General features: G+C 70.9%; 22 protein-coding genes. 10 read left to right on the forward strand and 12 right to left on the reverse strand.

What is annotated here, in order from left to right; all coding sequences use genetic code 11:
- The first annotated feature begins 28 nt into the window (after positions 1-28).
- The 3 genes from ACIG5F_RS18240 to ACIG5F_RS18250 all read left to right on the forward strand — a co-directional run bounded on the left by ACIG5F_RS18240 (position 29) and on the right by ACIG5F_RS18250 (position 4,382).
- A complete protein-coding gene (locus tag ACIG5F_RS18240; protein ID WP_396518883.1) occupies positions 29-709 on the forward strand; it encodes an NADPH-dependent F420 reductase in 681 nt (226 codons plus the stop codon).
- Between the two features lie 252 nt (positions 710-961).
- Positions 962-1,588: a response regulator transcription factor gene (locus ACIG5F_RS18245; protein WP_396518884.1), complete on the forward strand. Its 627-nt coding sequence runs from the start codon at positions 962-964 to the stop codon at positions 1,586-1,588.
- A gap of 73 nt (positions 1,589-1,661) precedes the next feature.
- Complete coding sequence (locus tag ACIG5F_RS18250; RefSeq protein ID WP_396518885.1) at positions 1,662-4,382, forward strand: AAA family ATPase; 2,721 nt, start codon at positions 1,662-1,664, stop codon at positions 4,380-4,382.
- On the opposite strand, the gene ACIG5F_RS18255 is transcribed toward ACIG5F_RS18250, so the two are convergent.
- On the reverse strand, positions 4,379-6,565 hold the full coding sequence (locus ACIG5F_RS18255; RefSeq protein WP_396518886.1) for a LuxR C-terminal-related transcriptional regulator: 2,187 nt from the start codon (positions 6,563-6,565) through the stop codon (positions 4,379-4,381). The genes ACIG5F_RS18250 and ACIG5F_RS18255 overlap by 4 nt on opposite strands.
- Positions 6,566-6,914: 349 nt before the next feature.
- Between ACIG5F_RS18255 and ACIG5F_RS18260 the strand changes: the two genes are divergently transcribed.
- A complete protein-coding gene (locus tag ACIG5F_RS18260) occupies positions 6,915-8,576 on the forward strand; it encodes a CocE/NonD family hydrolase (protein WP_396518887.1) in 1,662 nt (553 codons plus the stop codon).
- On the opposite strand, the gene ACIG5F_RS18265 is transcribed toward ACIG5F_RS18260, so the two are convergent.
- From ACIG5F_RS18265 to ACIG5F_RS18285, 5 genes are all read right to left on the reverse strand, one after another.
- Positions 8,573-9,151 carry a TetR/AcrR family transcriptional regulator C-terminal domain-containing protein gene (locus ACIG5F_RS18265; protein WP_396518888.1) on the reverse strand — a complete coding sequence of 193 codons (579 nt, stop codon included), beginning with the start codon at positions 9,149-9,151 and terminating at the stop codon, positions 8,573-8,575. The two genes, ACIG5F_RS18260 and ACIG5F_RS18265, sit on opposite strands and share 4 nt — an antisense overlap.
- A 38-nt stretch (positions 9,152-9,189) precedes the next feature.
- Positions 9,190-9,999, reverse strand: coding sequence for an SDR family NAD(P)-dependent oxidoreductase (locus ACIG5F_RS18270; RefSeq protein WP_396518889.1), 810 nt, complete (start codon positions 9,997-9,999; stop codon positions 9,190-9,192).
- Between the two features lie 27 nt (positions 10,000-10,026).
- Positions 10,027-10,437, reverse strand: coding sequence for a RidA family protein (locus ACIG5F_RS18275; RefSeq protein WP_396518890.1), 411 nt, complete (start codon positions 10,435-10,437; stop codon positions 10,027-10,029).
- Complete coding sequence (locus ACIG5F_RS18280; RefSeq protein ID WP_396518891.1) at positions 10,434-11,630, reverse strand: FAD-dependent monooxygenase; 1,197 nt, start codon at positions 11,628-11,630, stop codon at positions 10,434-10,436. Before ACIG5F_RS18280 ends, ACIG5F_RS18275 begins: the two co-directional genes overlap by 4 nt.
- Positions 11,631-11,915: 285 nt before the next feature.
- The gene (locus tag ACIG5F_RS18285) at positions 11,916-12,791 is read right to left on the reverse strand and encodes an amidohydrolase family protein (protein ID WP_396518892.1); all 876 of its coding nucleotides are present in this window, start codon (positions 12,789-12,791) and stop codon (positions 11,916-11,918) included.
- A gap of 114 nt (positions 12,792-12,905) precedes the next feature.
- On the opposite strand from ACIG5F_RS18285, the gene ACIG5F_RS18290 reads away from it, so the two are divergent.
- The 4 genes from ACIG5F_RS18290 to ACIG5F_RS18305 all read left to right on the forward strand — a co-directional run bounded on the left by ACIG5F_RS18290 (position 12,906) and on the right by ACIG5F_RS18305 (position 16,479).
- On the forward strand, positions 12,906-13,826 hold the full coding sequence (locus ACIG5F_RS18290) for a LysR family transcriptional regulator (protein ID WP_396518893.1): 921 nt from the start codon (positions 12,906-12,908) through the stop codon (positions 13,824-13,826).
- Between the two features lie 74 nt (positions 13,827-13,900).
- Positions 13,901-14,980: a hypothetical protein gene (locus ACIG5F_RS18295; RefSeq protein WP_396518894.1), complete on the forward strand. Its 1,080-nt coding sequence runs from the start codon at positions 13,901-13,903 to the stop codon at positions 14,978-14,980.
- Position 14,981: 1 nt separating this feature from the next.
- The gene (locus ACIG5F_RS18300) at positions 14,982-16,133 is read left to right on the forward strand and encodes a DUF5624 domain-containing protein (RefSeq protein WP_396518895.1); all 1,152 of its coding nucleotides are present in this window, start codon (positions 14,982-14,984) and stop codon (positions 16,131-16,133) included.
- Positions 16,134-16,173: 40 nt separating this feature from the next.
- On the forward strand, positions 16,174-16,479 hold the full coding sequence (locus ACIG5F_RS18305; protein ID WP_396518896.1) for a hypothetical protein: 306 nt from the start codon (positions 16,174-16,176) through the stop codon (positions 16,477-16,479).
- On the opposite strand, the gene ACIG5F_RS18310 is transcribed toward ACIG5F_RS18305, so the two are convergent.
- Genes ACIG5F_RS18310 through ACIG5F_RS18325 form a run of 4 tightly spaced genes read right to left on the reverse strand, consistent with a single transcriptional unit; the run spans position 16,463 to position 20,090 of the window.
- Entirely contained in the window at positions 16,463-17,752 is a 1,290-nt protein-coding gene (locus ACIG5F_RS18310; RefSeq protein ID WP_396518897.1) for an ATP-binding protein, read from the reverse strand. The two genes, ACIG5F_RS18305 and ACIG5F_RS18310, sit on opposite strands and share 17 nt — an antisense overlap.
- A complete protein-coding gene (locus ACIG5F_RS18315; protein ID WP_396518898.1) occupies positions 17,749-18,435 on the reverse strand; it encodes a response regulator transcription factor in 687 nt (228 codons plus the stop codon). Before ACIG5F_RS18315 ends, ACIG5F_RS18310 begins: the two co-directional genes overlap by 4 nt.
- A 9-nt stretch (positions 18,436-18,444) precedes the next feature.
- A complete protein-coding gene (locus tag ACIG5F_RS18320) occupies positions 18,445-18,696 on the reverse strand; it encodes a hypothetical protein (RefSeq protein WP_396518899.1) in 252 nt (83 codons plus the stop codon).
- 11 nt (positions 18,697-18,707) lie between these two features.
- Positions 18,708-20,090 carry a ferric reductase-like transmembrane domain-containing protein gene (locus ACIG5F_RS18325; protein WP_396518900.1) on the reverse strand — a complete coding sequence of 461 codons (1,383 nt, stop codon included), beginning with the start codon at positions 20,088-20,090 and terminating at the stop codon, positions 18,708-18,710.
- Between the two features lie 123 nt (positions 20,091-20,213).
- On the opposite strand from ACIG5F_RS18325, the gene ACIG5F_RS18330 reads away from it, so the two are divergent.
- Both ACIG5F_RS18330 and ACIG5F_RS18335 read left to right on the forward strand, forming a co-directional pair.
- Positions 20,214-21,314, forward strand: a complete 1,101-nt coding sequence (locus tag ACIG5F_RS18330) for a DUF222 domain-containing protein (RefSeq protein WP_396518901.1) — start codon at positions 20,214-20,216, stop codon at positions 21,312-21,314.
- Positions 21,315-22,106: 792 nt separating this feature from the next.
- The gene (locus ACIG5F_RS18335; protein ID WP_396518902.1) at positions 22,107-22,781 is read left to right on the forward strand and encodes a TetR/AcrR family transcriptional regulator; all 675 of its coding nucleotides are present in this window, start codon (positions 22,107-22,109) and stop codon (positions 22,779-22,781) included.
- Here the strand turns inward: ACIG5F_RS18335 and ACIG5F_RS18340 are convergent.
- Together ACIG5F_RS18340 and ACIG5F_RS18345 are read right to left on the reverse strand one after the other, a co-directional pair.
- Positions 22,778-23,167 carry a PPOX class F420-dependent oxidoreductase gene (locus tag ACIG5F_RS18340; RefSeq protein ID WP_396518903.1) on the reverse strand — a complete coding sequence of 130 codons (390 nt, stop codon included), beginning with the start codon at positions 23,165-23,167 and terminating at the stop codon, positions 22,778-22,780. The genes ACIG5F_RS18335 and ACIG5F_RS18340 overlap by 4 nt on opposite strands.
- Before the next feature lie 65 nt (positions 23,168-23,232).
- Complete coding sequence (locus tag ACIG5F_RS18345; protein WP_396518904.1) at positions 23,233-23,676, reverse strand: pyridoxamine 5'-phosphate oxidase family protein; 444 nt, start codon at positions 23,674-23,676, stop codon at positions 23,233-23,235.
- Positions 23,677-23,690 lie beyond the last annotated feature (14 nt).

Raw genomic sequence — 23,690 nt, forward strand, 5'->3', positions numbered from 1 at the left:
CTCGCCGGGGCCGGCACTTGACCGAGGTATGGCGACTCTTGGACTGATCGGCAGTGGCAACATCGGCGGCGCGTTGGCCCGGCTGGCCGTGGACGCCGGCCTGGACGTGGTGCTGAGCAACTCGCGCGGCCCGGAGACCCTCGCGGACCTGGTCGCCGACCTCGGCCCGCTGGCCAGGGCGGGCACGGCCGAGCAGGCCGCGGCGGCCGGCGACTGGGTGGTGGTGACCATTCCGCTGCGGGCCGTCGACCAGGTGCCGGTGGCCCCGCTGGCCGGCAAGACGGTGATCGACACCGGCAACTACTACCCGGACCGCGACGGCGACATCCCGGCGCTCAAGGAGGGCGCGAGCACGGACTCCCAGCTGCTCCAGGCCCATCTGCCCGAGGCCAACGTGGTCAAGGCGTTCAACAACATCTACTTCGAGCACCTGGCCGCCCTCGGCCGTCCGAAGGGCGCGTCCGACCGGAGCGCCCTGCCGATCGCCGGCGACGACCAGGCCGCCGTCGCCCACGCCGCCGAACTGCTGGACCTGCTCGGCTACGACGCCGTCGCCTACGGCACGCTCGCCGACAGCTGGCGCTCCCAGCCCGGCACCCCCGTGTACGGCCCGCCGTACTCCGGCGGCTCCACGGATCTCGCCACCGCGAAGGCCACCCCGGCCTCCACCGAGGTGATCCGGGCCGCGCTGGACGCCGCCACCCGCTGAATCCGAGCCGCCGTCACCGGCCAGGCCGGCGAGGAACGCGACCGCACTCGCGACCTCGTCGGCCCGCGCGTGTGCCGTCCTTTGTGGATGCTCGACTCACCCGAACGGCCGAGCCCGGCCTTCGTGGGGGAAACCCCCACCGCTGGTCCGCGACCATGGCGACCGGGCCGCTCCCGATGCTTGGCTGATCACAGTCGGCGCGGGAGGTCGGGGTCGTACGCGGGCGATGGCCCACAGGGAGGAAAGCGGATCATGGGAGTCAGGGTCACGGTGGCGACCTACGCGGAAGACCCGGTGCTGCGGGCCGGGATCGCCCACCAGCTCCGGCCGCGGCCGGAGGTGGAGCTGGTGGCCCCGGGCGAGGAGAACCGGGCCGCGGTGACGCTCGTGGTGGTCGACCAGATCGGCGACGACACGGTGCGGCTGCTGCGCAGGTTGCGGCACGGCAAGGCATCCCGGACGGCGCTGGTGGTCGGCCGGTTCGAGCCGCCGGCGCTGCGCACGGCCATCGAGTGCGGGGTGGCGGCGGTGATCCGCCGCGCCGAGGCCACCGGGGACCGGCTGGTGTCGGTGATCACCGCGGTGTCGAAGGGCGAGGGCGTGCTGCCCGGCGACGTGCTCGGGCAGCTGCTGGATCACGTCGGGCAGCTGTCCCGGTCGTCGCTGGATCCGGGCGGCGTCGCGCTGTCGACGCTGTCGGCGCGCGAGACCGACGTGCTGCGGCTGGTGTCGGAAGGCTTTGACACCAACGAGATCGCCGGCAAGCTGTCGTACTCCGAGCGCACCATCAAGAATGTGCTCTCGGAGATCAACGCGCGGCTGCGGCTGCGCAACCGGGCGCACGCCGTGGGGTACGCGATGCGCAGCGGCCTGCTCTGAGCGTGCCCGATCCACCGGCCGCCCGTGCCGACCGGCGTCAGCGACGTGGCCATACTGGACGGGTGAACCGTTCGTGGCCGAACACGCACGTGTCGTCTTCCTCGGGCCGGCGGCACTGATGCCGACACCCCGATCAGACGGGCCACGGCTGGTCGGTCGCGACGAGGCGCTGGCCGAGGTGCTCGCGTCGACCGCGCCGATCACGCTCGTCACCGGCCCGGCCGGCATCGGCCGCAGCGCGCTGCTGGCGGCGGCGCGCGCCGAGCTGCTCAGGCGCAACGTCACGGTCGTCGACTTCCGGCTCACCGAGCCCGAACACGCCCAGCCCCGGGCCGGTCTGCTGCGGCTGGGCAACGAACTGCTGGGCCTGCGCCGGCAGTGGCTGCCCGCCGCCAACGCCGACACCCGGCCGGTGCTGGCCAAGGCCCAGCTGGCCCAGCTGCTGCTCGCGCTGGCCGGCGCCGGCCGCCCGCTGGCCGTGCTGATCGACGATACCCAGTGGCTCGACCCGCAGTCGCTGGAGACGGTGCTGGCCGTCGCCGAGTCGATGCCCGAGACCGGGATCCGCGTGGTCTGCGCCCACCGCACGCCGACGACCGTCCAGGCCTCCTTCCCCGAGGTGCGGCTGCGTCCCTTGCGCCGCAAGGAAACCGAGCTGCTGCTGACCCGCACGTTGCAGGCGCTGCCGTCACGAGACCTGCGCGCCGCCGTGCACCGGGACTGCCGTGGCATTCCCGCCCTCGTGCTCGCGGCGGTGGCCGGGCACCGCGGCTCCGGGGCGTTGAGGATCATCGACCAGCACGCCTATCTGGTGCCGCCCGACCAGTCCCCGGTGCTGCCGGCCGACAGCCCCGTGCTGCGCCAGTTCCAGCGGGACGACCCGCTGGTGTGGGAGATCGGCAAGGCCCTTGCCGTGTTCCACCCGCTCGGCGACGCCGCCGTCGGGCTGGTCGCCGAGGCGATCGAGGCCGACGAACAGCAGGTGCTGGCCGTGCTCACCGCGCTGCGGGCGGAGGGGTTGCTGCTCGAAGGCCCCTGGCGGTTCCGCGCTCCCCTGCTGGCGGCGGCGCTGCTGTCGTGCCTCGGCCCGTACGACGCGCGCAGCCTGTCGGCGCTGGCCGTGACGGCGATCTGGCAGGGCAGTGCGCACAGTCCCGATCACCGCTACCGGCTGGACCGCCTCGTCTCCGCCGGCCGGCTGGTCGACCCGGCGCGGGCGGCCGAGGAGCTGCTGGACGGCGGCAGCACGCATCTGGTCACCGAGCCCGCGGCGTCCGTCCGCTGGCTGGGGGCGGCCGCCGAGCGCAGCACCGATCCCGACCAGCGCGCGCAGGCGACGTACCGGCAGGCGGCGGGCTGCACGATTGCCGGCGATTCGGCCGGCGCGGTGGCCAACGCCCGGATCGCGCTGACCCGCGACGTGGACCACCATCCGACCGGGGCGCTGCTGGAACTGACCATCATCGAACTGGTCGGCCTGCAACTCAGCGTCGGCCAGGAGCCGCTGCGGGAGTTCGCCGAGACCGGCTGGCGCTCGGCCCCGGGCGGCGAGACGAACCAGCTGGTGGCCCGGGCCGCCGCGCTGGCCCTGCTGGACCGGTCGGCCGAGGCCCACGACCTGTTGTCCGCCTTCCGGTCCGACTGGCTGTCGACCGGCGCGACGACGGCGTCGATGGGGCTGATGCTCAGCTCCGGCGCCGGGCTTCTGGGGCGCTGGGCGGACTTCGAGCTCGACTGCAAACACGCGCCGCGGCTGGCCCTGTGGCAGGAGCCGCGGCACAAGGTCCTCGTGGCGGCGACGTGGAACTGGGTGTGGCTGCTGTACGGCGAACTCGGCACCGCCCGCCGGGTGCTGGCCGAGAACGGCCTGACCACGGGCCAGCTCAATCCGCTGAACCGGATGACCCACGCCAGCCTGTCCGGCCGCTGGGACGAGGCGCTGGAGCTGGGCCGGCCGGCGCTGGCCGGCCCGGACACGACCACCACCACCGGGGCCCGGGTCGCCGCCCACCAGCACCTGACCGGCATCCTCATCGCCCGCGGCCTGCCCAACCGGGCCCGCCGGATGCTGGCCATGGCCCGGGCCGAGCCGGCGTCGCTGGAGCACCTGCTGGCCGGGCCGGACGCGGATCTGGCCCGCCTGCTCGGCGATCCGGCGCGGGCCCGGCAGGTGCTGACCGACGGCATCGAGTACGCCGCCCGGCACCAGCTGGTCGTCGGCGTGGACGAGCTGCGCTGGCGGCTGATCGAGCTCGACCTGTCCGTCGGGGCCACCGACGCGGCCCGGCGTTGCCTGCTGGACCTCGTGCACGACGCCGAGCTCGCCGGCACCGGCCGCGCCCGCCGCAACCTGCTGATGGGCCGCATCGCGGTGCTGCGGGACGTCGACGCGGCCGCCGAGGCCATGCGGCTGGCCCGGCGGCGGGACCAGCTGCCCGAGCTCGCCGGCACGCTCTCCGTGGTCTGCGGTTACGGCCTCGGCGACCGGAACCTGCTGCTGGAGGCGTACGAGCTGTACGGGGAACTCGGCGCGTTGGTGCCGCGCGCGCTGCTGCGCACGCTCATGCGGGCCCAGCGGGTGACCGTGCCCGGGCGCCAGGAGACCGTGCTGGAGAACGAGCGGCTGCTGGCCCGCCTGGTGGCCGAGGGGCTGACCAACCGCGAGGTCGCGTCCCTGCTGGAGACCACCGAGAAGAGCGTGGAGGGCCGGCTCAGCCGCCTGTTCCAGCGCATCGGCTACCAGTCCCGGGCCGAGCTCGCCAACGCTCAGCTGACCGGCGAGCTCGACTGCTAAGCGCTGAGGCTGGCGGCGATCAGCTCCACCCGGGACCGGGTGCCGGTCTTGGCCAGCAGCCGGGTCAGGTAGATCTCCACGGTCTTCGGGCGCACGCCCAGCGCGGAGGCGATCTGCTGGTTGGTGCGGCCCTGCCGGACCATGGCGATCACCTCCAGCTCCGTCGCGGTGAAGTCCTCCCGCAGCGGCGCGTGCGGCGGGGCCAGGCCCCGCGCCTGGAACTGGTTGAGCAGCTTGGGCCGCAGGCCTACCTGTTCGGCCCGCCCCATCAGCCAGCCGAGCCCGACCGAGACGTCGTCGTGCCGCCGCTCCTGCCCGGCCAGATCGCCGTTGCGCCACCGGATGTCGACCTGGGCGTAGTAGTGCAGCGCCTCGTTGTCCCGGTCGGGCGTCACGTCGGCCAGCCACTGCTCGGCCGCGTCGATCTCGTCCCGCAGCAGGCACACCTCGGAGGCGATGATCCGGCCGAACGCCAGCGCCCGCGCCGAGGGCGCGCCGTGCAGTTCCAGCTCACGGGCCGAGGACAGGGCGGTGGCCCAGTCGCCGTCCAGGTAGCCGGTCAGCAGCCGCTGGTAGACGGTCGCCGGACCGTGCTGGGGGACCTGGTACCGCTCCCCCAGCACGATTTCCAGCACGGACGCGATGTCGCCGAGGCGGCCGGCGGTCACCAGCTCGGTGAACTCCGGCCGGTCGCCGCACCGGGCCCGGCAGGCCTCGGCGTCGCCCTCCATGGCCAGCCGCACCAGCTCCATCTCGGCGCTGGAGATCAGCTGGAGCCGGCTGGCGGCGTCGCCGATCGAGCACACCTCGCTTCGGGTCTGCGCGGTCAGGTCGAACCAGGCGCATGCCGCCGGGGACAGCGACCGTCCGGTGTGGACGGTCGCCAGCCAGGACACCGCGTACAGGCCGGCCTGGGTCACCGCCGGGAGGTCGCTCGGCCTCGGCCAGGTGTCGTCGATCCGGTGTACCCAGTCGTACCAACCGGTTCGCACGGTCAGCGCCAGCACGCGGTCCAGCACCGCAGCGCCCGGCCACCCGAACCGCAACGCCGTCACATAGTGGCGTAGCGCCCCGGCCCGGTTGAGCGGCTCCACGTCGCGGGCCAGGTCGATCAGCCATGAGGCGTCGGCCGGGCCGTGATCCACGTGCTGAAAGTGCGTGGCCAGCGCCGCCGGCGAGGAGTCCGTGGCCGCCAGCACGGCGTGCACGTCGTCGGCCAGCGCCAGGACGGCGGCGGCCAGCGCCGGGCAGGCCGGCCGCACCCGGAACCCGTCGGCCACCAGCACACCGGCCTCGACCAGCAGGTCGAGCGTCCGGCCGCAGGCAGCCATGTCGCCGCCGAGCACCGCCAGCAGCGGCGGCAGCTCGTCCACGTCCAGCTCGCCGCGGGCCGCGACCACCGCGGTCAGCCGCCCGGCCAGCGCGCCCATCCGCCCCATGGCGGCCAGGAGCTCGTGGTCGGCTGGCAGCACGATGGGATTGTCCGGATCCCGCAGGCACATCCGGCCGCGGTGCTCGACCAGCCGATCCGCCAGCGCCCGCAGGGTGTCCGTGGCCGTGCCGGGATTGCCGAACCACGGGCCCAGCGCCGTCCGCAGCGCGGCGGTCAGCCCGTCGTCCAGCGGCTGCGCCAGCTGCCGGTCCAGGATCGCCCCGACCACCTCGTCGGGCAGCGGCCCCAGTTCGATCACGTCGTCGGCCAGCGCCAGCAGATCGGCCGCCCCGTCGTGGCAGCCGGCGATCACCAGGCAGCCGGGCCGGCGAACGGCCCGCACAACCGCGGCGGGAATTGATTGAGCGTTATCGGCCAGAAAAACGACCGGGCCGTTCCGGGCAATCCGATCGAACACACAACCCAGCTCGACGGCAATGCGCGGCATCGCGCCCGGCCGGCCAATGACTTCCCGCAGGCGGCGCACCGCGTCGAGCCCGCCGACGTGTTCGAATTCGTCGCACAACCCGGCGACGACCGCGGCCACGCCGTGGCCGTCACCAGCGGTGACAACCGACACGGCCTCGGCCCGCAGGGCCCGCCGGGCCGCCGACAACATCGTGCTGACGCCGATCCCGGCCGGTCCACGCAGCACCACGAGCCGGCCGTGCCGGCCGTCGCGCCACTGCCCGCCGAGCAGCGCCGTGAGCTCGCGGTCGCGACCACGCGCCATCAGATGGCTTCGAGTCATCACAGGTTCCGTTCCCCCAGAACAAACCGAACCGATACTTTCAAGGCTAAACCCTGGCGAGCGAGATACGCAGCAGGCCCCGAAAAAGATGCACCCAATCGGGGCCGAAACAACTCGAGAGACAAAAGTCCGACATCGGCTGCCCGATCGACCGCCCGGCCGGTTCGGTCCGTACGGGATTTCCCCGACCGGCCTCCCCCGCCTCGCCCCGCGACCTGAGCATCCACGTCTACGAGGGTCGCCAGCCCGGTCAAGATCACCAACTTGACGCTTCCGGAGAGCTGACAGCACCCTCAGTCAGCGGTCGTTACGATCCGGAACAGTTATTCCGCGATCTTGGGAGACTGTGATGAGAGCAGCGGCCCTCGCGGGCCTCGTCACCCTGCTGACGGCCGGCGTCGCACCGGCCGCGCCGGCCGGGTGGCAGCCGGAGCCAGCGACGTACGGGGTCAGCGCCCCGACGGTCACCACGGTGCGGATGGACGACGGCGTGCGGATCTCGGTCGAGGTGGTCTACCCCACCGACCCGGCGACGGGGGCGCGGGCGGCCGGCGAGTTCCCCGTGCTGCTGACCCAGAACCCTTACGGCGCCGGGCGTTCCGACCCGGCGGCGACCGGGACGTACTTCGTCCAGCGCGGCTATGTCTACGTGGCCTCGGCCGTTCGCGGCACCGGCGCGTCGGGCGGGCAGCTGGACTGGTTCGGGGAGCGGCAGGGCCGGGACGGGGCCGAGCTGGTGGACTGGGCGGCGCACACGCTGCCCGGCTCGAACGGCCGGGTCGGTCTGGACGGCTGCTCGTATCTCGGCGTCGACCAGTGGTTCACCGCCGCCGCGGTCGGGCGGGACTCCGCGCTCAAGGCGATCACGCCGTTCTGCACGGATTCCGACTTCTACGACGATCTCACCGCCTACGGCGGCATTCCGACCACCTTCATCGCCGGCATCAGCCGGGCCGAACCGCGCGGCCCCGAGGACGACCCCGCCACCGATCCGCAGTCGGTCACCGTTGCCCAGCAGGCGAACGGCGGCCCGCGGGCGTACGACAACGAGTACTGGCGCGACCTCGACGTGCAGCAGCTGATGCCGCGGATCGTGGCCAACGGCGTGCCGGCGCTGACCGAGGCCGGCTGGCAGGACCTGTTCCCCGGCGGCAATCTCGGCGCCTATGTGGCCGCGCAGAACGCCTACTTCCACCGGCCGCTGACCGCGCCGATCACCGCCGGCCAGCCGGTCACCGGCCGCTACCAGGCGATCGTCGGCCCGTGGACGCACGGCGAGCACGTCACCGAGGCCTCGCTGCAATCGATCCGGTTGGAGTGGTTCGACACCTGGCTCAAGGGCGCGCGCACCGGCATGGCCGACACGCGAACCCCCTTGCACCTCTTCGAAAACGCCACCGACCGCTGGGTCGACACCGCCGCCTGGCCGCCGTCGCCGAGCGCCCGGTCGTTCCGCTTCGACACCGCCGGCACGCTGGCCCAGGCCTCCGGCTCGCTGACCTACACCACCCCGCCGCTGACCGGCGTGCTCGACGGCCCGTCCACACTGACCGTCTACGCGACCTCGACCGCCCCCGAGGTGGAGCTGTCGGCGACGCTCAACGTGCTCGCCGCCGACGGCTCCGTCGTCAAGCAGGCCGACGGGATACTCCTTGGCAGCCAACGAAAACTCGACCCGTCGAGCAGCTGGTACGGCGCCGGCGGCGCACTGCTGCACCCGAGCCACCCGTTCACCCGGGCCAGCCAGCAGCCGGTGGAGGTCGGCCGGCTCACCCGCTACGACATCCCGCTGCTGGCCAACTTCACGGAAATCCGGCCGGGCCAACGGCTTCAGGTGGTGCTGACCGGCCAGCCGCCGGCAGACTTCCATCTCCAGATCGCCCCGACCCCGCAGGAACGAGCCGCCCTCGCCGGCGGCGTGTACACCGTGCGGAGTGCGACCTTGACCGTGCCGCTGGCGTCGCCGAACCAGTTCCGCACCAGCAACCGGAACTGGGGGCCGGCCTCCTAGAGCCCCAGCAGACGGGCCACGCCGTAGTCGAAGCGCAGGTCGTAGGAGTCGTGCACCAACAGGCTCTTACCGACCTTGGCCAGGGCCGGATACGACTCCCATGTCGTGTCCGGCTCCTTGCCGGCCGGCGGCGGGGTCTGCTGCTCCTGGGTGAGGCCGAGGGTGAAGTAGACCAGCGCCCAACACAGCCGGGCCGCCTCCTCCTCGGTGTAGTCGGCGGCCAGCAGGCCGCCGACGATCACCTCGGCCACCCGCAGCGTGCGGTCGCCGGAGGTGTAGGTGCCGGCGACCAGCCGGCCGCCGTCCCGGTGGCTGAGCATGGCCCGCCGGTACCGGCCGATGACCGTGCGCACCTGCTGGAGCGGATCGGCCGGCAGGTCCCGCACGTTGACCGAGCCGACGATGGTGTCGGCCATCTTCTCGATCAGGCTGGCCTTGGTCTTCACGTACCAGCTGACCGAGTTCAGGTGCGCCCCGAGCGCCCGCGCGACTCCCCGCAGCGACAGCCCCTCGAGCCCCTCCTGCTCGAGCGTGGCGAACGCGGCGGAGATCACGTCGTCCTGGGTCCAGCGCACTCGGGTCACCCCTTCTCTCGTCTTGGTCAGGGTACAACTCAGCCGAACGCGGCCTGGGACACCTCGTCCCACTGCCGCCACTCGGCCAGCCGGCCCTCGTACTCCTTGGTGATCACCGGCAGCGCGCCCTGGCCGAAGAAGATCCGGTGCGGCGGCTCGGCCGCGTCGACCACGGTCAGGATCGCCGCCCGGGTGGCGTGCGGGTCGCCGCGCTTGCCCGACGGGCGGGCCATGGCCGCGCGGAACTCGTCGTACTCCGGCAGCTGCTCGGCCCGCACCGCCGACGGCCCGGCCCAGTCGGTGGCGTAGCCGGCCGGCTCCACCAGCGTGACCTTGATGCCGAAGCCCTTCACCTCGGCGGCCAGGCTGTTGGTGAAGCCCTCCAGGCCGTACTTGGATGCGTGGTAGATCCCCAACCCCGGCAGGGAGAACACGCCGGCGATCGAGGACACCTGGATGATGTGGCCCGAGCCCTGGCGGCGCATGAACGGGATCGCCGCCTGCGTCACCCACAGCGCGCCGAACAGGTTGACCTCGACCTGCTCGCGGGCCTGCTGCTCGCTGACCTCCTCGACCATGCCGAACAGGCCGTAGCCGGCGTTGTTGACCACGACGTCCAGCGTGCCGAAGTGGTCGACCGCCCGCTGCACCGCCTTGATCACCGCCTCCCGGTCGGTGACCTCCAGTTCGATCGGCAGGATGGCGTCGCCGTAGTCGCGGACCAGGTCCTCGAACGCGCCGGCGCTGCGGCTGGTCGCGGCCACCCGGTCGCCCCGCTCCAGCGCGGCCTCCGTCCACTCGCGACCGAAGCCCTTGGACGCGCCGGTGATGAACCATGTCTTGGCCATTGTGTTGTCCTTTCAGACGGTGTCTGTTCAGGAGATGACGGCGATGCCGTCGATCTCGATCAGCCAGTCGGGGTGTCCCAGCGCCGCGACCCCGAGGTAGGTGCTGGCCGAACGCGGCCAGTTCCCGCCGAACGCCCGCCGCCCGGCGGCGAAGATCGACTCGGTCAGCTCGGGCCGGTGCCCGACCACGTGGATGGTGTTCTTGATCAGGTCGTCCGGGCCGGCCCCGGCCGCGGCCAGCGCGGCCGCGAAGTTGCGGAACGCCTGCTCGGCCTGCGCCTCGTAGTCGCCGATGCCGACCACGTCTCCGTTGGCGTCGTTGGCGATCTGGCCGGCGATCGCCACCACCGCCGAACCGCGCCCGATGGCCACGTGGCTGTACTTGGTGTCGTCCACCGGCGGCGGCATCGTCGCCGGGTTGAGTCGCTCCACGGTCACGGTGTTTTCCTTTCGTAGTCGGGCAGCTGGAAGCCGTCGGACAGCCGGCCCGTGCCGGCCCGCGGCAGATTGACCTTCGGCAGCAGCTCCACCAGCCGCAGCGCCGCGCGGCGGGCGAAGATCCCCAGCCCGGTCTTGGGGGCCATGGACACGCCGTTGCCCTCGGCGAACCGCTGGATCTGCTCGATCCACGGCCGCAGCCGCGTCTCGTAGGCCCGGAATCCGGCGGCGACATCGCCGTCGGCGCGGGCCAGCTCGCCGGCCAGCACGTAGGCGCCGACCAGCGCCATGGTCGTGCCGTGGCCGGACAACGGGGACGCGCAGTAGCCGGCGTCGCCGACCAGGCCGATCCGTCCCTTCGACCAGGACGGCAGGAGGACCTGGCTGGCCGAGTCGAAGTAGAAGTCGCCGGCGTCGTCCATCTGCGCCAGCAGCCGGTCGGCCTCCCAGCCCATGCCGGCCAGGCGGGACCGCACCACCGTCTTCAGCGCGCCGAGGTCCCGGTAGTCGTACTGGAAGGCCGGCGACACGAACGCCGCCGCGGCCATCACCGCGGTGTTGTCGCGGATCGCCCGCATCAGCACGGTCCGCCCCGGCTCCGAGTACACCTCCGTCCAGCCCTTCAGGCCGAGGTGGTTCTTCGCCGTCCAGAACGACAGGTACATGTCCAGGTGCCGCAACGGTTTCTCGTCGCCGAACAGCAGGCGGCGCACCCCCGAGTGCAGGCCGTCGGCCCCGACCACCGCGTCGAACACCCTGGCCGGACCGCGCTCGAAGGTGACGTGGACGCCGTCCTCACGGTCGTCCAGGCCGGCGATCCGGTCGCCGAAGACGTACTCGACGTCCTCGCGGGTCTGCTCGTAGAAGACCTCGGAGAGGTTGCCGCGCAGGATCTCGATCTCCGCCACCGGGCCGTTGCCGCCGAACTCGCTCGACCGCACCGTCGCCTGCCGGCGGCCGTCCCTGCCCACCAGCGACAGGCCCTCCGCCGCCTCGCTCGCCGCCCGGACCGCCTCGGTCAGGCCGGCCCTCTTCAGGATCTCGTGCGACGCCTTGCCCCTCAGGTCCACCAGCTGGCCGCCCATGCGCAGGCTCGGCGCCTGCTCCACGACCGTGACCGACGCCCCGTGCCGCACCAGCCAGAACGCCAGCACCGGCCCTGCGACACTCGCCCCCGAGATCAACACCCGCATGGCCGCCCACCTCCCTCCAGATTTGGTCGCCGACCAATTTCTAGTCAACTTGGTCGTCGACCAAAAGTCAAGGGCGACCCTCTCCCACCCTCTCCACTCCCGACTCCCCTCCCGACGCTCCCCACCCCCGACGCTCCCCACTCCTCCCCTTTTCGCCACATGTGGCACACATTCGACTTCTGGAGGCGAATGTGGTCCACATGTGGCGCAAGAGGTGGGGGTGAGAGAGGGGCGAGAGGTGAGGAGAGAAGAGGGGGTGGGAGGTGGGACGCGTGGGCGGGGCGGTCAGTCGGCGAAGAAGAGGCGGGCCGGGTTGTCGACCAGGATCTGGCGGCGGGTGGCCTCGGCGGGGGCCCAGTCGGCCAGCAGGTCGAGTAGTTCGCCGGTGTCCCGCTGGCCGTTGGGCAGGTGCGGCCAGTCGGAGCCCCAAATCAGCCGGTCGGGCCGCGCGGCGACCAGGGCCCGGCCCAGGGAGGCGATGCTGGACAGCGGTTTGTCGCCGGCGACCCGGTACGGCCCGGACAGCTTGATGTAGCAGCGGCCGCCGTCCATGACGGTCAGCAGGCGGTCGAAGTCGAAGCGGGTCAGGCCGTCGGACTCCTTCATGTAGCCCATGTGGTCGATCACGAAGACGTCCTCGAAACTGGCCAGGAACGGCAGCAGCGACCGGACGACGGTGCCGGGACTGTAGAACTGGAGATGCCAGCCGCGCGGCCGGGTGCGGGCGGCGACGGCGCAGATGTAGGAGATCAGGTCCCCGACCGACCAGTCGGCGCGGGCGAACAGGTCCAGCCGGATGGCCCGCACGCCGGCCTCGTGGAACTCGTCCAGCTCCTCGTCGGTGATGTCGTCCTCGACCTGCGCCACGGCCCGCAACCGCTTCGGCTCGGCCTCGAGCACGTCCAACAGCAGCCGGTTGTCGGTGCCGTAGTAGGTGGGCTGCACCAGCACCGCCCGTTCGATGCCCAGCCAGTCGAGCACGAGCCGGTACTGCCCCAGCGTGGCGTCGGGGAAGGTGTAGAGGGGCTCGGGAATGTGCGGGTAGCCGCGCTCGAACACGTGGAAATGCGTGTCGCAGCTGCCGGCCGGCATGGCGAACGACGGCTTGGTGTTGGTCTCGGCGGCACGCATCGGCAGCGTGTGCGCGAAGGCTGGCCTCACGGTCTGCTCCTTCGGGAAGTCGACGCCCCGGAGCGAGTACAGCGAGACCGGACTGGTGCCCTCAAGTAAATTGACGTTACTATCGGACGCATCCAGCGTAAGAGGATGTGACGCGTGCTCGACGTCCGGAAACTCATCATGCTGCGGGCCGTCGCCGCCGAGGGCTCGATCGCCGCGGCCGGCCGCGCGCTGCAATACACCAGGTCGGCGGTGTCCCAGCAGCTCACCGCCCTGGAGGCGGAGGCCGGCACGGCGCTGGTCAACCGGGCCGGCAACCGCGTCACCCTGACGCCCATGGGCCGGGTGCTGGTGGATCACGCCGAGCGCATCCTGGTCGAGATGCGTGCCGCCGAGGCGACGCTGGCCGGGGCCGACACCGAGGTCGCCGGGCTGCTGCGGATCGGCGTCCCGTTCCGGGAAGGCCCCAAGATCATGAGCCGCGCGCTGACCGACGTGCGGCGACGCTTCCCCGAGATCGAGATGCGGCTGGCCAGCACCACCGACGAGGCCGGCCCCGAGTCGGTCCGGCGCGACCAGCTCGACATGGTCATCATCTCCCGGTACGGCGACTCGCACGGGCGGACGGCCGCCGGGCTGCGCGAGTGGGTGCTCGGCCACGACCCGCTGCGGCTGTGCGTGTCCAGCGGCCACCCGCTGGCCGACGCGGTCAGCTGCACCATGGACCAGCTGCGCGACGCCTCGTGGGTGATGATCCCGGACAGCGCGCTGGGCCGGCTCGTGTCCAGCATGTGCGCCATCGCCGGCTTCCAGCCCCGCGTCGCCGCGACGGTCGACGACGTGGGCACCGCCCTCGGCCTGGTCAGCATGGGCTGGGGCGTCACCGTCGCCCCCGAGCTGACCCCGGCCGCGGGCGAGGGCCAGGTCTCCCGGCTGCGCATCACCGGCCTGGACACCGTGCGGCACAACGTTCTCGTGGCTCGCGACGGCGAGCACCTGTCCCCCCGACTGGCCGCGGTGATCTCCGCCGTACGGGCCGTCGCCGCTGAGCTACCCGGCGGACAGCCGTCACGGTGATTTACGCTCAGCGTTGACCTTCGTTACGTCGGCTAACTTGCCGGCGGCCGGAGCGGAGGTCTGTACTGGAGCGCATGTGCGCAGCCCGCCTCACCGAGTGGTCCCGGATCCCCACCTCCGGCGCACGGGCCGTGGAGCCGTTCGACGTGGATGGCCTGTCCCTGCTGGCGATTCCGCAGCTGGCCTACGACGTGCCGGGCCGGGAGCCGAGCATGAACGGCGGCGACAGCGACACCGATCTGCTGATCCTGCGCCGAAACGCCGACGGCTACGAGCCGTTCCAGCGGGTGCCGGCCCCGGGCGGCGAGGACGCCGAGTTCTTCCGCGTCGGCGACCGGGCCTTCCTGGCCACCGCCAGCATTCGCCACGGGCAGGGACCGTACGAGTACGAGACCGAGTCCATCGTGTACGAATGGGACGGATCGGCTTTCGTTCCGTTCCAACGGGTTTCCACCTTCGCGGCCAAGCAGTGGCGGCACTTCATCCAGGACGGGCGGCACTTCCTCGCGTTGGCCCAGGGGGTGGCCACGCCGGCCACCGTCGACCGCAACCGGCCCTCGGTGATCTTCGAGTGGGACGGTGATGCCTTTGTGCCGTTCCAGGAGATTCCCTCGCAGTGGGCGTACAACTGGCACCACTTCTCGGTCGGCGGCCACGACTTCCTGGCCCACGCCGACCACGTCGACCCCTCTCGCCTCTACCGCTGGGACGGCGCCAAGTTCGTGCCGCACCAGGACCTCGCCGACCGGCACGGCCGCGCCTTCGCCACCTTCCACGCCGACGACGAGGACTACCTGCTGGTCGCCTGCATCGAGAGCCCGTCGCGGCTGCTGCGCTGGGACGGCGACCGGTTCGTCGAACACGACGTCCTCGACGGGCTGGGCGCCCGGGAGTTCGCCGTGCACTTCCCGCACATCCTGCGGGTCAACTTCATCCAGGGACCGCGGACCGAGCCGACCACGGCCCTGAACTCGCAGCTCTACCAGTGGCAGAACGGCAAACTCGTGGTCGTCGCCGAGTTCCCGACCACCGGCGGCACCGACGCCGCGGTGTTGCCCGATGTGGACGGACCGCTGGTCGCGGTGTCGAACTCGCTGACCGCCGACGTCCGCTTCGCGGCCGAGACAGTGATCTACCGACTCGAGAGCCGTTGACATGTATGAGGATCCGCAGCTGGTCAAGTTGTTCACGACCTACACCCGGGACGCCGAAGCCATCGGCCGGCACCTGGGGCGTTCGTATGCCGAGCACACCAGGGACGCCCCGCTGCTAGTGGCCACCGGCGCCGACTTCGCACTCTATCCCGGCGGCGGCCGGCCGCCCGTGGTCGAGGGATATCGCCTGTCGCCCAAGGGTTTCAAGGAACTGACCGGCGTGTCCCATCTCGGCCCGGCGGTGGCCAGCCTTGTGCACCTGCGGACCCGCCTCGGCGACGACGTGTGGCGTCCCGACGCCGAGCGGCTGCTGGCCGAGGTGAGCCGGTCCCGCACCGCCAACAGCGCCGAGCTGTGGCGCGACCTGATCCAGGTCGAGGCGTTTCGCGGGCGGGAGCACGAGATCGCCGACATGATCGACTACACCTGCGTGGCGACCGCCCGCTACCTGGAGAAGGCGCTGGCCGACGAGGAGTACCTCACCGCCGAGACGCTGCGCGACGACTACCTCGACGGCGGCCCGGTGCCGATCAACCACATGATGGTCGCGACGTTCTTCCTGGCCGGCATGGACATCAGCTTCCGGATCGGCCGCTGGCTGCGGTCCCAGAACCTCGACTGGTCGCGGACCATGGTGCTGATCGCCGGCCGGCAGGGCCGCACCACTGCCGGCGTCACCTGGAACACCAGCAGCGTGGCCACCATGGTCCTCGGCACCTCCGGGCACCAACTTCCGTTGGAGCGCATGTACATCGCGCCGCACGCGCCGGTGTTCGCCACCCCGCGCGACGGCGACCTGTCCGAGGTGGCCGCCCTGGAGCACGAGCTGCGGGCCATCTGGTGCAGCACCCGGGCCACTGTGGAACTCGGCGAGCTCATGTTCGCCGGCTACCCGCGCTACTCCCCCGAGGGCGTCCGGTTCCCCGACGTCAGCGACCCGGCCGTCACCGAGGTCAGCGAGATGCCCGTGGTGCACTCGCCCGAGGACATGCACTCCCTGGTCACCCGGCTGCGCGTGGTGCTGGAGGATCCCCGCCAGCTGCTGTCCGGCGCGGTCGTCGACCTAGCCGTCGCGGCGCTGGCCGAGGCCGACTGGGATCCGGCCAAGGTGATCGTGCCGGGGCTGACCGGCGTGCGCTATCCGTCCTCTTAGGTCTTAGGATTGTCACAAGAACCGCCACCACACTGGGCCCATGCGAGCAATCGTGGTGACGATATCCGGAATGGCGCTGTTCGCCGCCGCGTGCGGCTCGGCGCCTTCTGCGCCGCCTGCCCGGGTGGACGGCAAGGACGCCTACGCCGACTACATTTCCTGTCTCCAGAAGCAGGGCATGCCGGTGCCGTCCGGCGTGCCGAGCATCCCGCCGCCCGACCCGAACGCACCCCGGCCGACCGGGCCGCAGTTCCCCGGCGGCGGCCCGACCAAGCCGCCGGGCGTCGCCGACGACGCGTGGGCGGCGGCCAAGAACGCCTGCGCCTACATCATTCCCCAGCTGTAGACAGGGTGATCGTGGCCTTCAGGCCACCGGCGTCCGACCGGTCGAGCGTGAACACGCCGCCGTGCAGGCAAGCCTGCTGATCCACCAGCGCGAGCCCGAGACCGGAGCCGACGGCCCTGGTCTCGGGCCCCCGCACGAACCGCCGTTTCATGTCGTCACGGAGCTCGGCCGGGATGCCAGGACCGTTGTCTGACACGGAAATGGTGTTCGCAGTGAGGGTGACGTCGACCCTGAGCGCGCCATGCACGGCCGCGTTGTCGAGCAGGTTGTCGACCGCCAGCCGCAGCCCCTCGGGCCAGCCGTCGACCATCGGCCCTGGGGTGGCGCTGAGGTGGAAATCCGTGGCGGGATGCCGTCGCCGGGCCTGTGTGACACAGTTGCCGACAAGCTCGCCCAGGTCCACCGGGACGCGGGTGGGCAGCGCGCCGGCGTCGCCACGGGCCAGGGTTTGCAGGCCCTCCAACAGTTCCACGACCCTCGAGTGTTCCCGGGTCATCGCGGCCAGCATGGCGGCCCGCTGCTCCGCCGACAGGTCGGGATTGCGCCGCAGGCTCTCCAGGTCGATTCCCAGGCTGGCCAACGGAGTTCGCAGCTCATGCCCGGCGTCGGCGGTGAACCGGCGGGTGGCCAGCATGCTGGTGCGCAACCCGTCCAGCATCTCGTTCAGGGTCGCCGACAGCTCGGCGACCTCCTGCGGCCGGCGGACGGGCGGCAGACGGTGCTCCAGGTCGTGCCCGGTGCGGATGCGCGCGGCCCCGGCCCGAAGTCGTTGCAGGGGCGAGAGAACGAGCCCGGCGACCAGCCAAACCCCGAGGCACACCAACACCATCGCAACCCCGGCCACCCCGGCGATCACCTGGGCGTTGGCGGCCAGCCGTTCGTCCACCGGCGCCAGGCTCTCCAGGACCTGCACCTGTCCGCACGGCACGTTCTCGGCGTAGGAGCGCCACCAGTCCTCGCCGATGGGCACGGTGCTGAAACCGAGCGTGGGCGCGGGAATCGTGCCGCTCGGGACGTCACCGTACCAGGCGATCACCGAGCCGTTGGACAGCACCCGCACCAGCGTCTGGCTGCCGGCGGCCAGCTTCGACCGGTCCTCGCTGCCGGCCTTGCAGGCGTCCACCCCGACCTTGGCCACCCGCGTCGACAGGTCCTGGTCGACCTGGGTCAGGTCCTGCTGCTGGATCCGCAGCGCGATCACCAACCCGGCCAGGCCGATGACCACCAGCGCGACCAGCGCCACCCCCAGGGCCAGCTGCGTTCGCAGCTTCACGGCTTCAGCACGAAGCCGACGCCCCGAACCGTGTGCAGCAGCCGGCGAAGGCCGCCGGCCTCCAGTTTTCGGCGCAGGTACCCGACAAAAACGTCCACCACGTTGGTGTCCACCTCCCACGTGTAGCCCCACACCCGCTCCAGCAGCTGCACCCGGCTCAGCACCTGGCCGGCGTGCCGGGCCAGCACCAGCAGCAGGTCGAACTCCCGCGCCGTCAATTCCAGGTCCCGGCCGTCGCGGGTGGCCAGCCGGCGGGCCGGGTCAACGACGAGCTCGCCGACCGTGACCACCGCGTCGTCACGGCGCTCGTGCAGGCGGACCATGGCGTGCAGCCGGGCCGCCAGCTCGGCCACCGAGAACGGCTTGACCACGTAGTCGTCCGCCCCGGCGGCCAGGCCCGCGACCCGGTCGTCCACCTCGTCCCGGGCCGACAGCATGCACACCGGCAGGGTCCAGCCCTCGGCCCGCAGCCGGCGCATCACCTCGATGCCGCTCATGCCCGGCATCGCCACGTCGAGCACCACGACCGCCGGCGGCCGGGCCGCGATCTCCGCGCACGCGGCGGCCCCATCGGCCGCCTCGCGCACCGTGAAGTTCTCCAGCGCCAGCCCTCGGCGCAACGCCTCGCGGACGCCCCGGTCGTCGTCGACGACCAGGACGTCCGGCGGGGTGCGGGACACCATGCCCACAGGCTACTTGTTCTCGCCGGGTTTGCCGGTATGGTCGGTGTTCGCACCGTCCGAATCGGACTTGGCGGTGCTGGTCGGGGCCGGGGTTCCGGTCGCCGTTCCGGTTGCCGAGGGGTCGGCCGGCGCGGTCGCGGCCGCCGGGGGGTCGCCGCCGTCCCCCTCCTTGCCGCCGACCCCGGCCACGTTGAGCTGGTAGCCGATGACCAGGGCGATCGCGGCGGCCGTGGCCGTCAGCCAGACGGTGATCTTCTTCATGGTTTTCCCTTTCACCAGGCGAAGTCTTCGGTGTGGATCTGCTTGCGGCTGGCGCCGGCGGCGGTCGCGGCCCGTTCCACCGACTTCATCCACGGCGTCGGGCCGCAGACGAAGATGTCGCAGTCGGCGACGTCCGGGACCAGCTGCTTGAGCGCGTCCGCGTCGGAAAGCCTTGTCGCGGTGGGAATCCAGCTGCCGTCGTGCCGGCGCGGGCCCACCAGGTGCCGGACCTCGACCCCGCGCATGCGGGCCAGCTCGTCGATCTCCCCGGCCAGCACCGCGTCGTGGTGATCGGTGTAGCGGTAGAGCAGCACCGCCTCGCCCGGCGCGTAGCGGGTGTCCTCCAGCAGCGCCCGGATCGGCGTGATGCCCACGCCCGCCGCCATCATCAGCATCCTCGGGTGGGTGCGGCGCTGCTCGGTCATCGTCCCGTATGGACCTTCGATGTAGACCTTCGTGCCGGGCTTGAGATGCTTTGCCCTGGCCGTTTTCGGCCCCGCTTCGCGGATCGTCACTCTCAGGTTCCGGTCATCCGGCGCGGCCGATATCGTGTACGGGGTTCCCCGCGTCCATCCTGGACCGTCCTTGAAGCGCCAGATGAAGAACTGCCCCGATCGCGTGCGCAGCTTCGTGAGATCCCTGCCCCGCATGTGCACCGAGACCACTCCTGGGGCCTCGTGCGTCACGCCCGCCACCCGGATCTGGTGCTTTGTCGAGCGCCGCCAAGGGATTCCGATCCGGCACCAGATGATCAGCGCCAGGCCCACCGCGTACAGCGTCCACCAGTAGACGATCACCCAGGTGCGGTGGAAGTCCGCCCCGTCCACGATCTGGTGCGGCAGGGCCAGGGCCAATCCCAGGTACGAGTACAGGTGCAGCAGATGCCAGGACTCGTAGCGCAGCTTGCGCCGGGCCGCCCGGATCGACGTGATCACCACGCCGATCAGCATGATCGTGCCCACCGTCGCCGCCAGCAGCCAGGACTCGTGGATGTAGAGCTCGTACATCACCGCGCCGTCCCAGCCGCCCACGCGGCCGAGGCGCTGGGCCGTGAACAGCAGGATGTGCGCCATCATCAGCCAGAACGACCAGTAGGCCAGCAGCTTGTGCCGTCGGGCCAGCAGGTCGTGGCCCCAGGCCAGTTCCACCTGCGGGATTCGGGCCAGCATCACCACTTGCAGCAGCATCAGGTCCGACGCCACCACTCCCGTCAATGAGGCCAGCGAGCCCAGGCCAGTGTCCACTGTGGTCAGACTGGCCAGACCCTCCTGGTACAGCCAGATGAACACCGCCACGACCACCGTGCCGATCGCCAGCGGTCCGAACACATCCGCCCAGGTGAAGCTCACCCTGGGCCGCGCCACCGCCGTGCGCGGTATCCGTTGCGTCGTCATGGCCGCCATCCTTCTCGGCATTCTTGTGACAGCCCTAAGAACTCTCTCCTTCCCTTGTGCCCCAGTGGGTTTCACCCATTCGTGGTTCGAGTTCGATCTTGCGGGGCGGGTAGAATCGCTGGTGTGGAAGAGAAACTCGCTCGTTTGATCGAACTGGAACGGATCATTCGTCGCCTCCAGGCCGAGCGGTTGCGGTTGATCTCCGAGCTCAACGTCGACGAGTGGGCCGTCCATGACATCGCCATGGCTCTGCAACTGTCGTTCACCAACGCTTCCAGCCTCGTCGACTTCGCGACCCTTGTGGCCAGGGACTTTCCTGGGGTGCTGGATGCGATGGAGGCTGGGGTGATCAGTGAGTGGTCCGCTCATGGTCTGGTTGATCCCACTGAGCATTACAGTCTTGAGGTCGCTCAGAAGGCTGTTGCGCGGACGTTGGAGACGGCGGAGGGGCGGTGTTGTCAGCAGCTTCGCCGGTCGGTGCAGGGCCGGTTGCAGCGGGCGGATCCGACTGGGTTTGCCCGGCGGTGTGCGCAGCGGCGTCGGGGGCGCGATGTCGTGGTGTATGACACTGAGGATGGTATGGCGGTGTTGAAGTCGGAGCTGCCGGTGGAGGTCGCCAGGGCGATGTACGCCAAGATCGACCACTTGGCCCGTCGGGAGGCGAAGAACGGCCGGTCGATGGACGCGGTGCGGGCGGATGTGTTGGCGTCGTTGGTGTTGCAGGAGCCCAAGAGCGCCGGGTCGAAGACGTTGATCCAGGTCACGGTGCCGATCACGGCGCTACTCGGTGTCGATGAGCGGCCGGGGCAGTTGGATACCGGGCAGGTGATTCCGGCGGAGGTGGTGCGGGATTTGATGGCGGAGCCGGGGACGGTGTTTCACCGGTTGTTGACTGATGAGGCTGGTCGGTTGGTGGAGTACAGCCCGGGGGTCTATCGGCCGACGGCGGAGGTGGATCGGTTCATCCGTGCCCGGCATCGGACGTGTGTGATGCCGTGTTGTTCGCATCCGTCTAGGTCGTGCGATATCGATCATGCGGTGGCGTGGCCGGAGGGGAAGAGCACGGGGACGAATCTGGGGCCGTTGGATCGGCGGCATCATCGGTACAAGCACGCCACTGACGCGAAGATCGGCATCGCCGATGATGGGACGACGACGATTGATACTCGGTGGGGGCAGAGGTATGTGACGCGGCCGGAGCCGGTGGAGGAGCCGCCGTTCTGACGTGGGGTGGGGGTTTGATGTGGGGGCGGCGGGGCGCAGACGTGTTGCTGTGAAGATTGGTGGGTTGGGGACGCCGCTGCCGCGGCTACGACGGCCGGATCTGTGTCAGAGATTGCAGGGGCCGTCGCAGCCTTGCCACCCGAGACCGTGGTCACCCTAGGTGGGTGGCTGGGTTGGGTGGTGGCGTTTGGTGGTTCGGTGGCGGTTGGGGGGGTGGCTGGGTGGGGTGTCGGTCGCGTTGTTTGGTGGGTTGGGTGGTGGCGTTTGGTGGTTGGGCGGCGGTTTGGTGGCGGTTGGGGAGGGGTGTCAGTTGCGTTGTTTGGCGGGTTGGGTGGTGGCGTCTGGTGGTCCGGCTAGGTGGGTGGCTGGGTTGGCTGGTTGCGTTTGATGGTCCGGTGGCGGTTGGGGGTGGCCGGGGAAGGGGTCAGTCGCGTTGTTTGGCGGGTTGGGTGGTGGCGTCTGGTGGTCACGCTAGGTGGGTGGCTGGGTTGGCTGGTGGCGTTTGATGGTCCGGTGGCGGTTGGGGGGTGGCTGGGGAGGGGTGTCAGTCGCGTTGTTTGGCGGGCTGGTGCTGTGTATGTCGGTCGGATGTCGTGGGGCGTGTTCATGGGCTGGCTTGGGGCGATGCTTCTGGTTTGCCTGCCATCGACCCTCCATCGCCTTCCCGGTTGTTCCTCCGCTGTTGCCCCTTCGTCCCTCCGCCATGGCGACGGATGCTCGCGAGCGGGAAGCGGAAGAGGGATTCCGGCGCGGCGGGAGGGGGTGGGCGGGGGCATCGGATAGCCTGGTGGTATGGCGGATCAGGGGCAGTTGCGGAGCGACGCGCGGGGGAATCTGGAGCGGGTGCTCGCGGCGGCGGCGGAGGTGTTCGCGGCCAGGGGGCTGGGGGCGACGCTGGCGGACATCGCCAAGCACGCGGGGGTGGGCGTGGGCACGGTGTATCGGCGGTTCGCGAACAAGGACGACCTGATCTACGACGTCTACGTCGACCGCATCCACGCCGGGGAGAAGATGGCGGAGGCGGCGAGCAAGGCGGCCGACGTCTGGGCGGGCTTCGTGCAGTACTTCGAGCAGTCGACGTTGGAGCTGGCCAACGATCGGGGCATGCGGGAGCTGATCACGGGCGGGTACACGGAATCGCTGGGATGGGCCCGGGGAACACCGCCGACGAGGCTGGCGGAGCTGTTGGAGGACAACCACAAGACGATGGGCGTCCACATGATCAAGCTGGTCAGGAGGGCGAAGCGGGCGGGGGTGCTCCGCAGGGACTTCCAGGCCAGCGACATGATGGTGCTGTCGCTGGGAGTGCAGGCGACGATCGCCTTCGGCGGGGCGGAGAGCCCGCAGCTCTACCGGAGAGCGCTGGGATTCATCCTGGACGGACTGGCGCAGGACCGGGACAAACCCTCAGCGCTGCCGGCGCCGGCGTTGACGGACGCGGAACTGCTGAACATGCGAAGGCGTTAGTGCACGACGACCTTCGTGGGGGTGAGGCGGATGATCACCCGTTCGGTCCCGGGCGCATCGAAAGTCCAGCCGGAGCCCTTGTACTGGTGGGACAGCTCGTCGATGAGGGAGCCGCCGGGATCGTCGACCAGGGTGACGGTGCCCCGGATCTCGACATAGCGGTACGGATTCTCCTTGGCGTGCACCAGGAGCGTCGCCCGCTGGTCACGTTCCAGGTTGGACGCCTTGCGGCGGCCACGGACGGTGGAGACGAGAACCTCGTCGCCGTCGCGTTTGACCCACACCACGGAGAGCTGGGGCTGGCCGGTGGGCTCGATGGTGGCCAAAGTGGCCACCTCGGGCGAATCCAGCAGATCGTGCACATCGGCCGGCAGTCCAACCGCCACAACGCCTCCCGAGAGTGGAACACCAGTTCCGGAGCAGCATAGCGAGCCAGGCCGTCAGGGGTCTGTCACTCGCGTTCGACACGGCGGAAGCCCGCAGAGGGCGTCCACCATTCGACCACGAGCAGGGTGGCGGCCTCGTTGAGGTGGGTGTGGACCACCTCGGTGACGTCGACGACGAAGCGGTCGCTGTCCTTGCCCTCGTGCAGGATGGCGCGGCCGGCGATCTTGGCTTCGCCGGGCCAGTCCTTCTCGGCGCCGTCGACCGGATCGACGGTGGCGCTGTGCAGGGCGAACCGGGGATCCCGGCGCAGGTCGACGCCCTTGCGGGCCCGAGGCATGGAGCCGAAGGCCAGCTCGCCGTCCTCGAACACGGCCTCGATGCCGGAAATGCGCGGCGAACCGTCGGCCCGCAGGGTGGCGATGGTCTTGTGCCTGTGGGCGTCGAACAGCGCCCGGACCCGGGCGGCGAACTCCGGCGCGGACCGCTCGACGTCCTGCCAACTCGTCATGCGCCCACTATCGC

The organism is Kutzneria sp. NPDC052558 (assembly GCF_044547355.1).
In the GTDB taxonomy this organism is placed as follows: Bacteria; Actinomycetota; Actinomycetes; order Mycobacteriales; family Pseudonocardiaceae; genus Kutzneria.

What these genes read in the sequence shown, in the direction of transcription:
- ACIG5F_RS18240 (WP_396518883.1), top strand. Translation starts at nt 29, where the DNA reads ATGGCGACTCTTGGACTGATCGGCAGTGGCAACATCGGCGGCGCGTTG.
- ACIG5F_RS18245 (WP_396518884.1), top strand. Translation starts at nt 962, where the DNA reads ATGGGAGTCAGGGTCACGGTGGCGACCTACGCGGAAGACCCGGTGCTG.
- ACIG5F_RS18255 (WP_396518886.1), bottom strand. Translation starts at nt 6,565, where the DNA reads ATGACTCGAAGCCATCTGATGGCGCGTGGTCGCGACCGCGAGCTCACG.
- ACIG5F_RS18260 (WP_396518887.1), top strand. Translation starts at nt 6,915, where the DNA reads ATGAGAGCAGCGGCCCTCGCGGGCCTCGTCACCCTGCTGACGGCCGGC.
- ACIG5F_RS18270 (WP_396518889.1), bottom strand. Translation starts at nt 9,999, where the DNA reads ATGGCCAAGACATGGTTCATCACCGGCGCGTCCAAGGGCTTCGGTCGC.
- ACIG5F_RS18280 (WP_396518891.1), bottom strand. Translation starts at nt 11,630, where the DNA reads ATGCGGGTGTTGATCTCGGGGGCGAGTGTCGCAGGGCCGGTGCTGGCG.
- ACIG5F_RS18295 (WP_396518894.1), top strand. Translation starts at nt 13,901, where the DNA reads ATGTGCGCAGCCCGCCTCACCGAGTGGTCCCGGATCCCCACCTCCGGC.
- ACIG5F_RS18300 (WP_396518895.1), top strand. Translation starts at nt 14,982, where the DNA reads ATGTATGAGGATCCGCAGCTGGTCAAGTTGTTCACGACCTACACCCGG.
- ACIG5F_RS18305 (WP_396518896.1), top strand. Translation starts at nt 16,174, where the DNA reads ATGCGAGCAATCGTGGTGACGATATCCGGAATGGCGCTGTTCGCCGCC.
- ACIG5F_RS18315 (WP_396518898.1), bottom strand. Translation starts at nt 18,435, where the DNA reads ATGGTGTCCCGCACCCCGCCGGACGTCCTGGTCGTCGACGACGACCGG.
- ACIG5F_RS18320 (WP_396518899.1), bottom strand. Translation starts at nt 18,696, where the DNA reads ATGAAGAAGATCACCGTCTGGCTGACGGCCACGGCCGCCGCGATCGCC.
- ACIG5F_RS18325 (WP_396518900.1), bottom strand. Translation starts at nt 20,090, where the DNA reads ATGACGACGCAACGGATACCGCGCACGGCGGTGGCGCGGCCCAGGGTG.
- ACIG5F_RS18335 (WP_396518902.1), top strand. Translation starts at nt 22,107, where the DNA reads ATGGCGGATCAGGGGCAGTTGCGGAGCGACGCGCGGGGGAATCTGGAG.
- ACIG5F_RS18345 (WP_396518904.1), bottom strand. Translation starts at nt 23,676, where the DNA reads ATGACGAGTTGGCAGGACGTCGAGCGGTCCGCGCCGGAGTTCGCCGCC.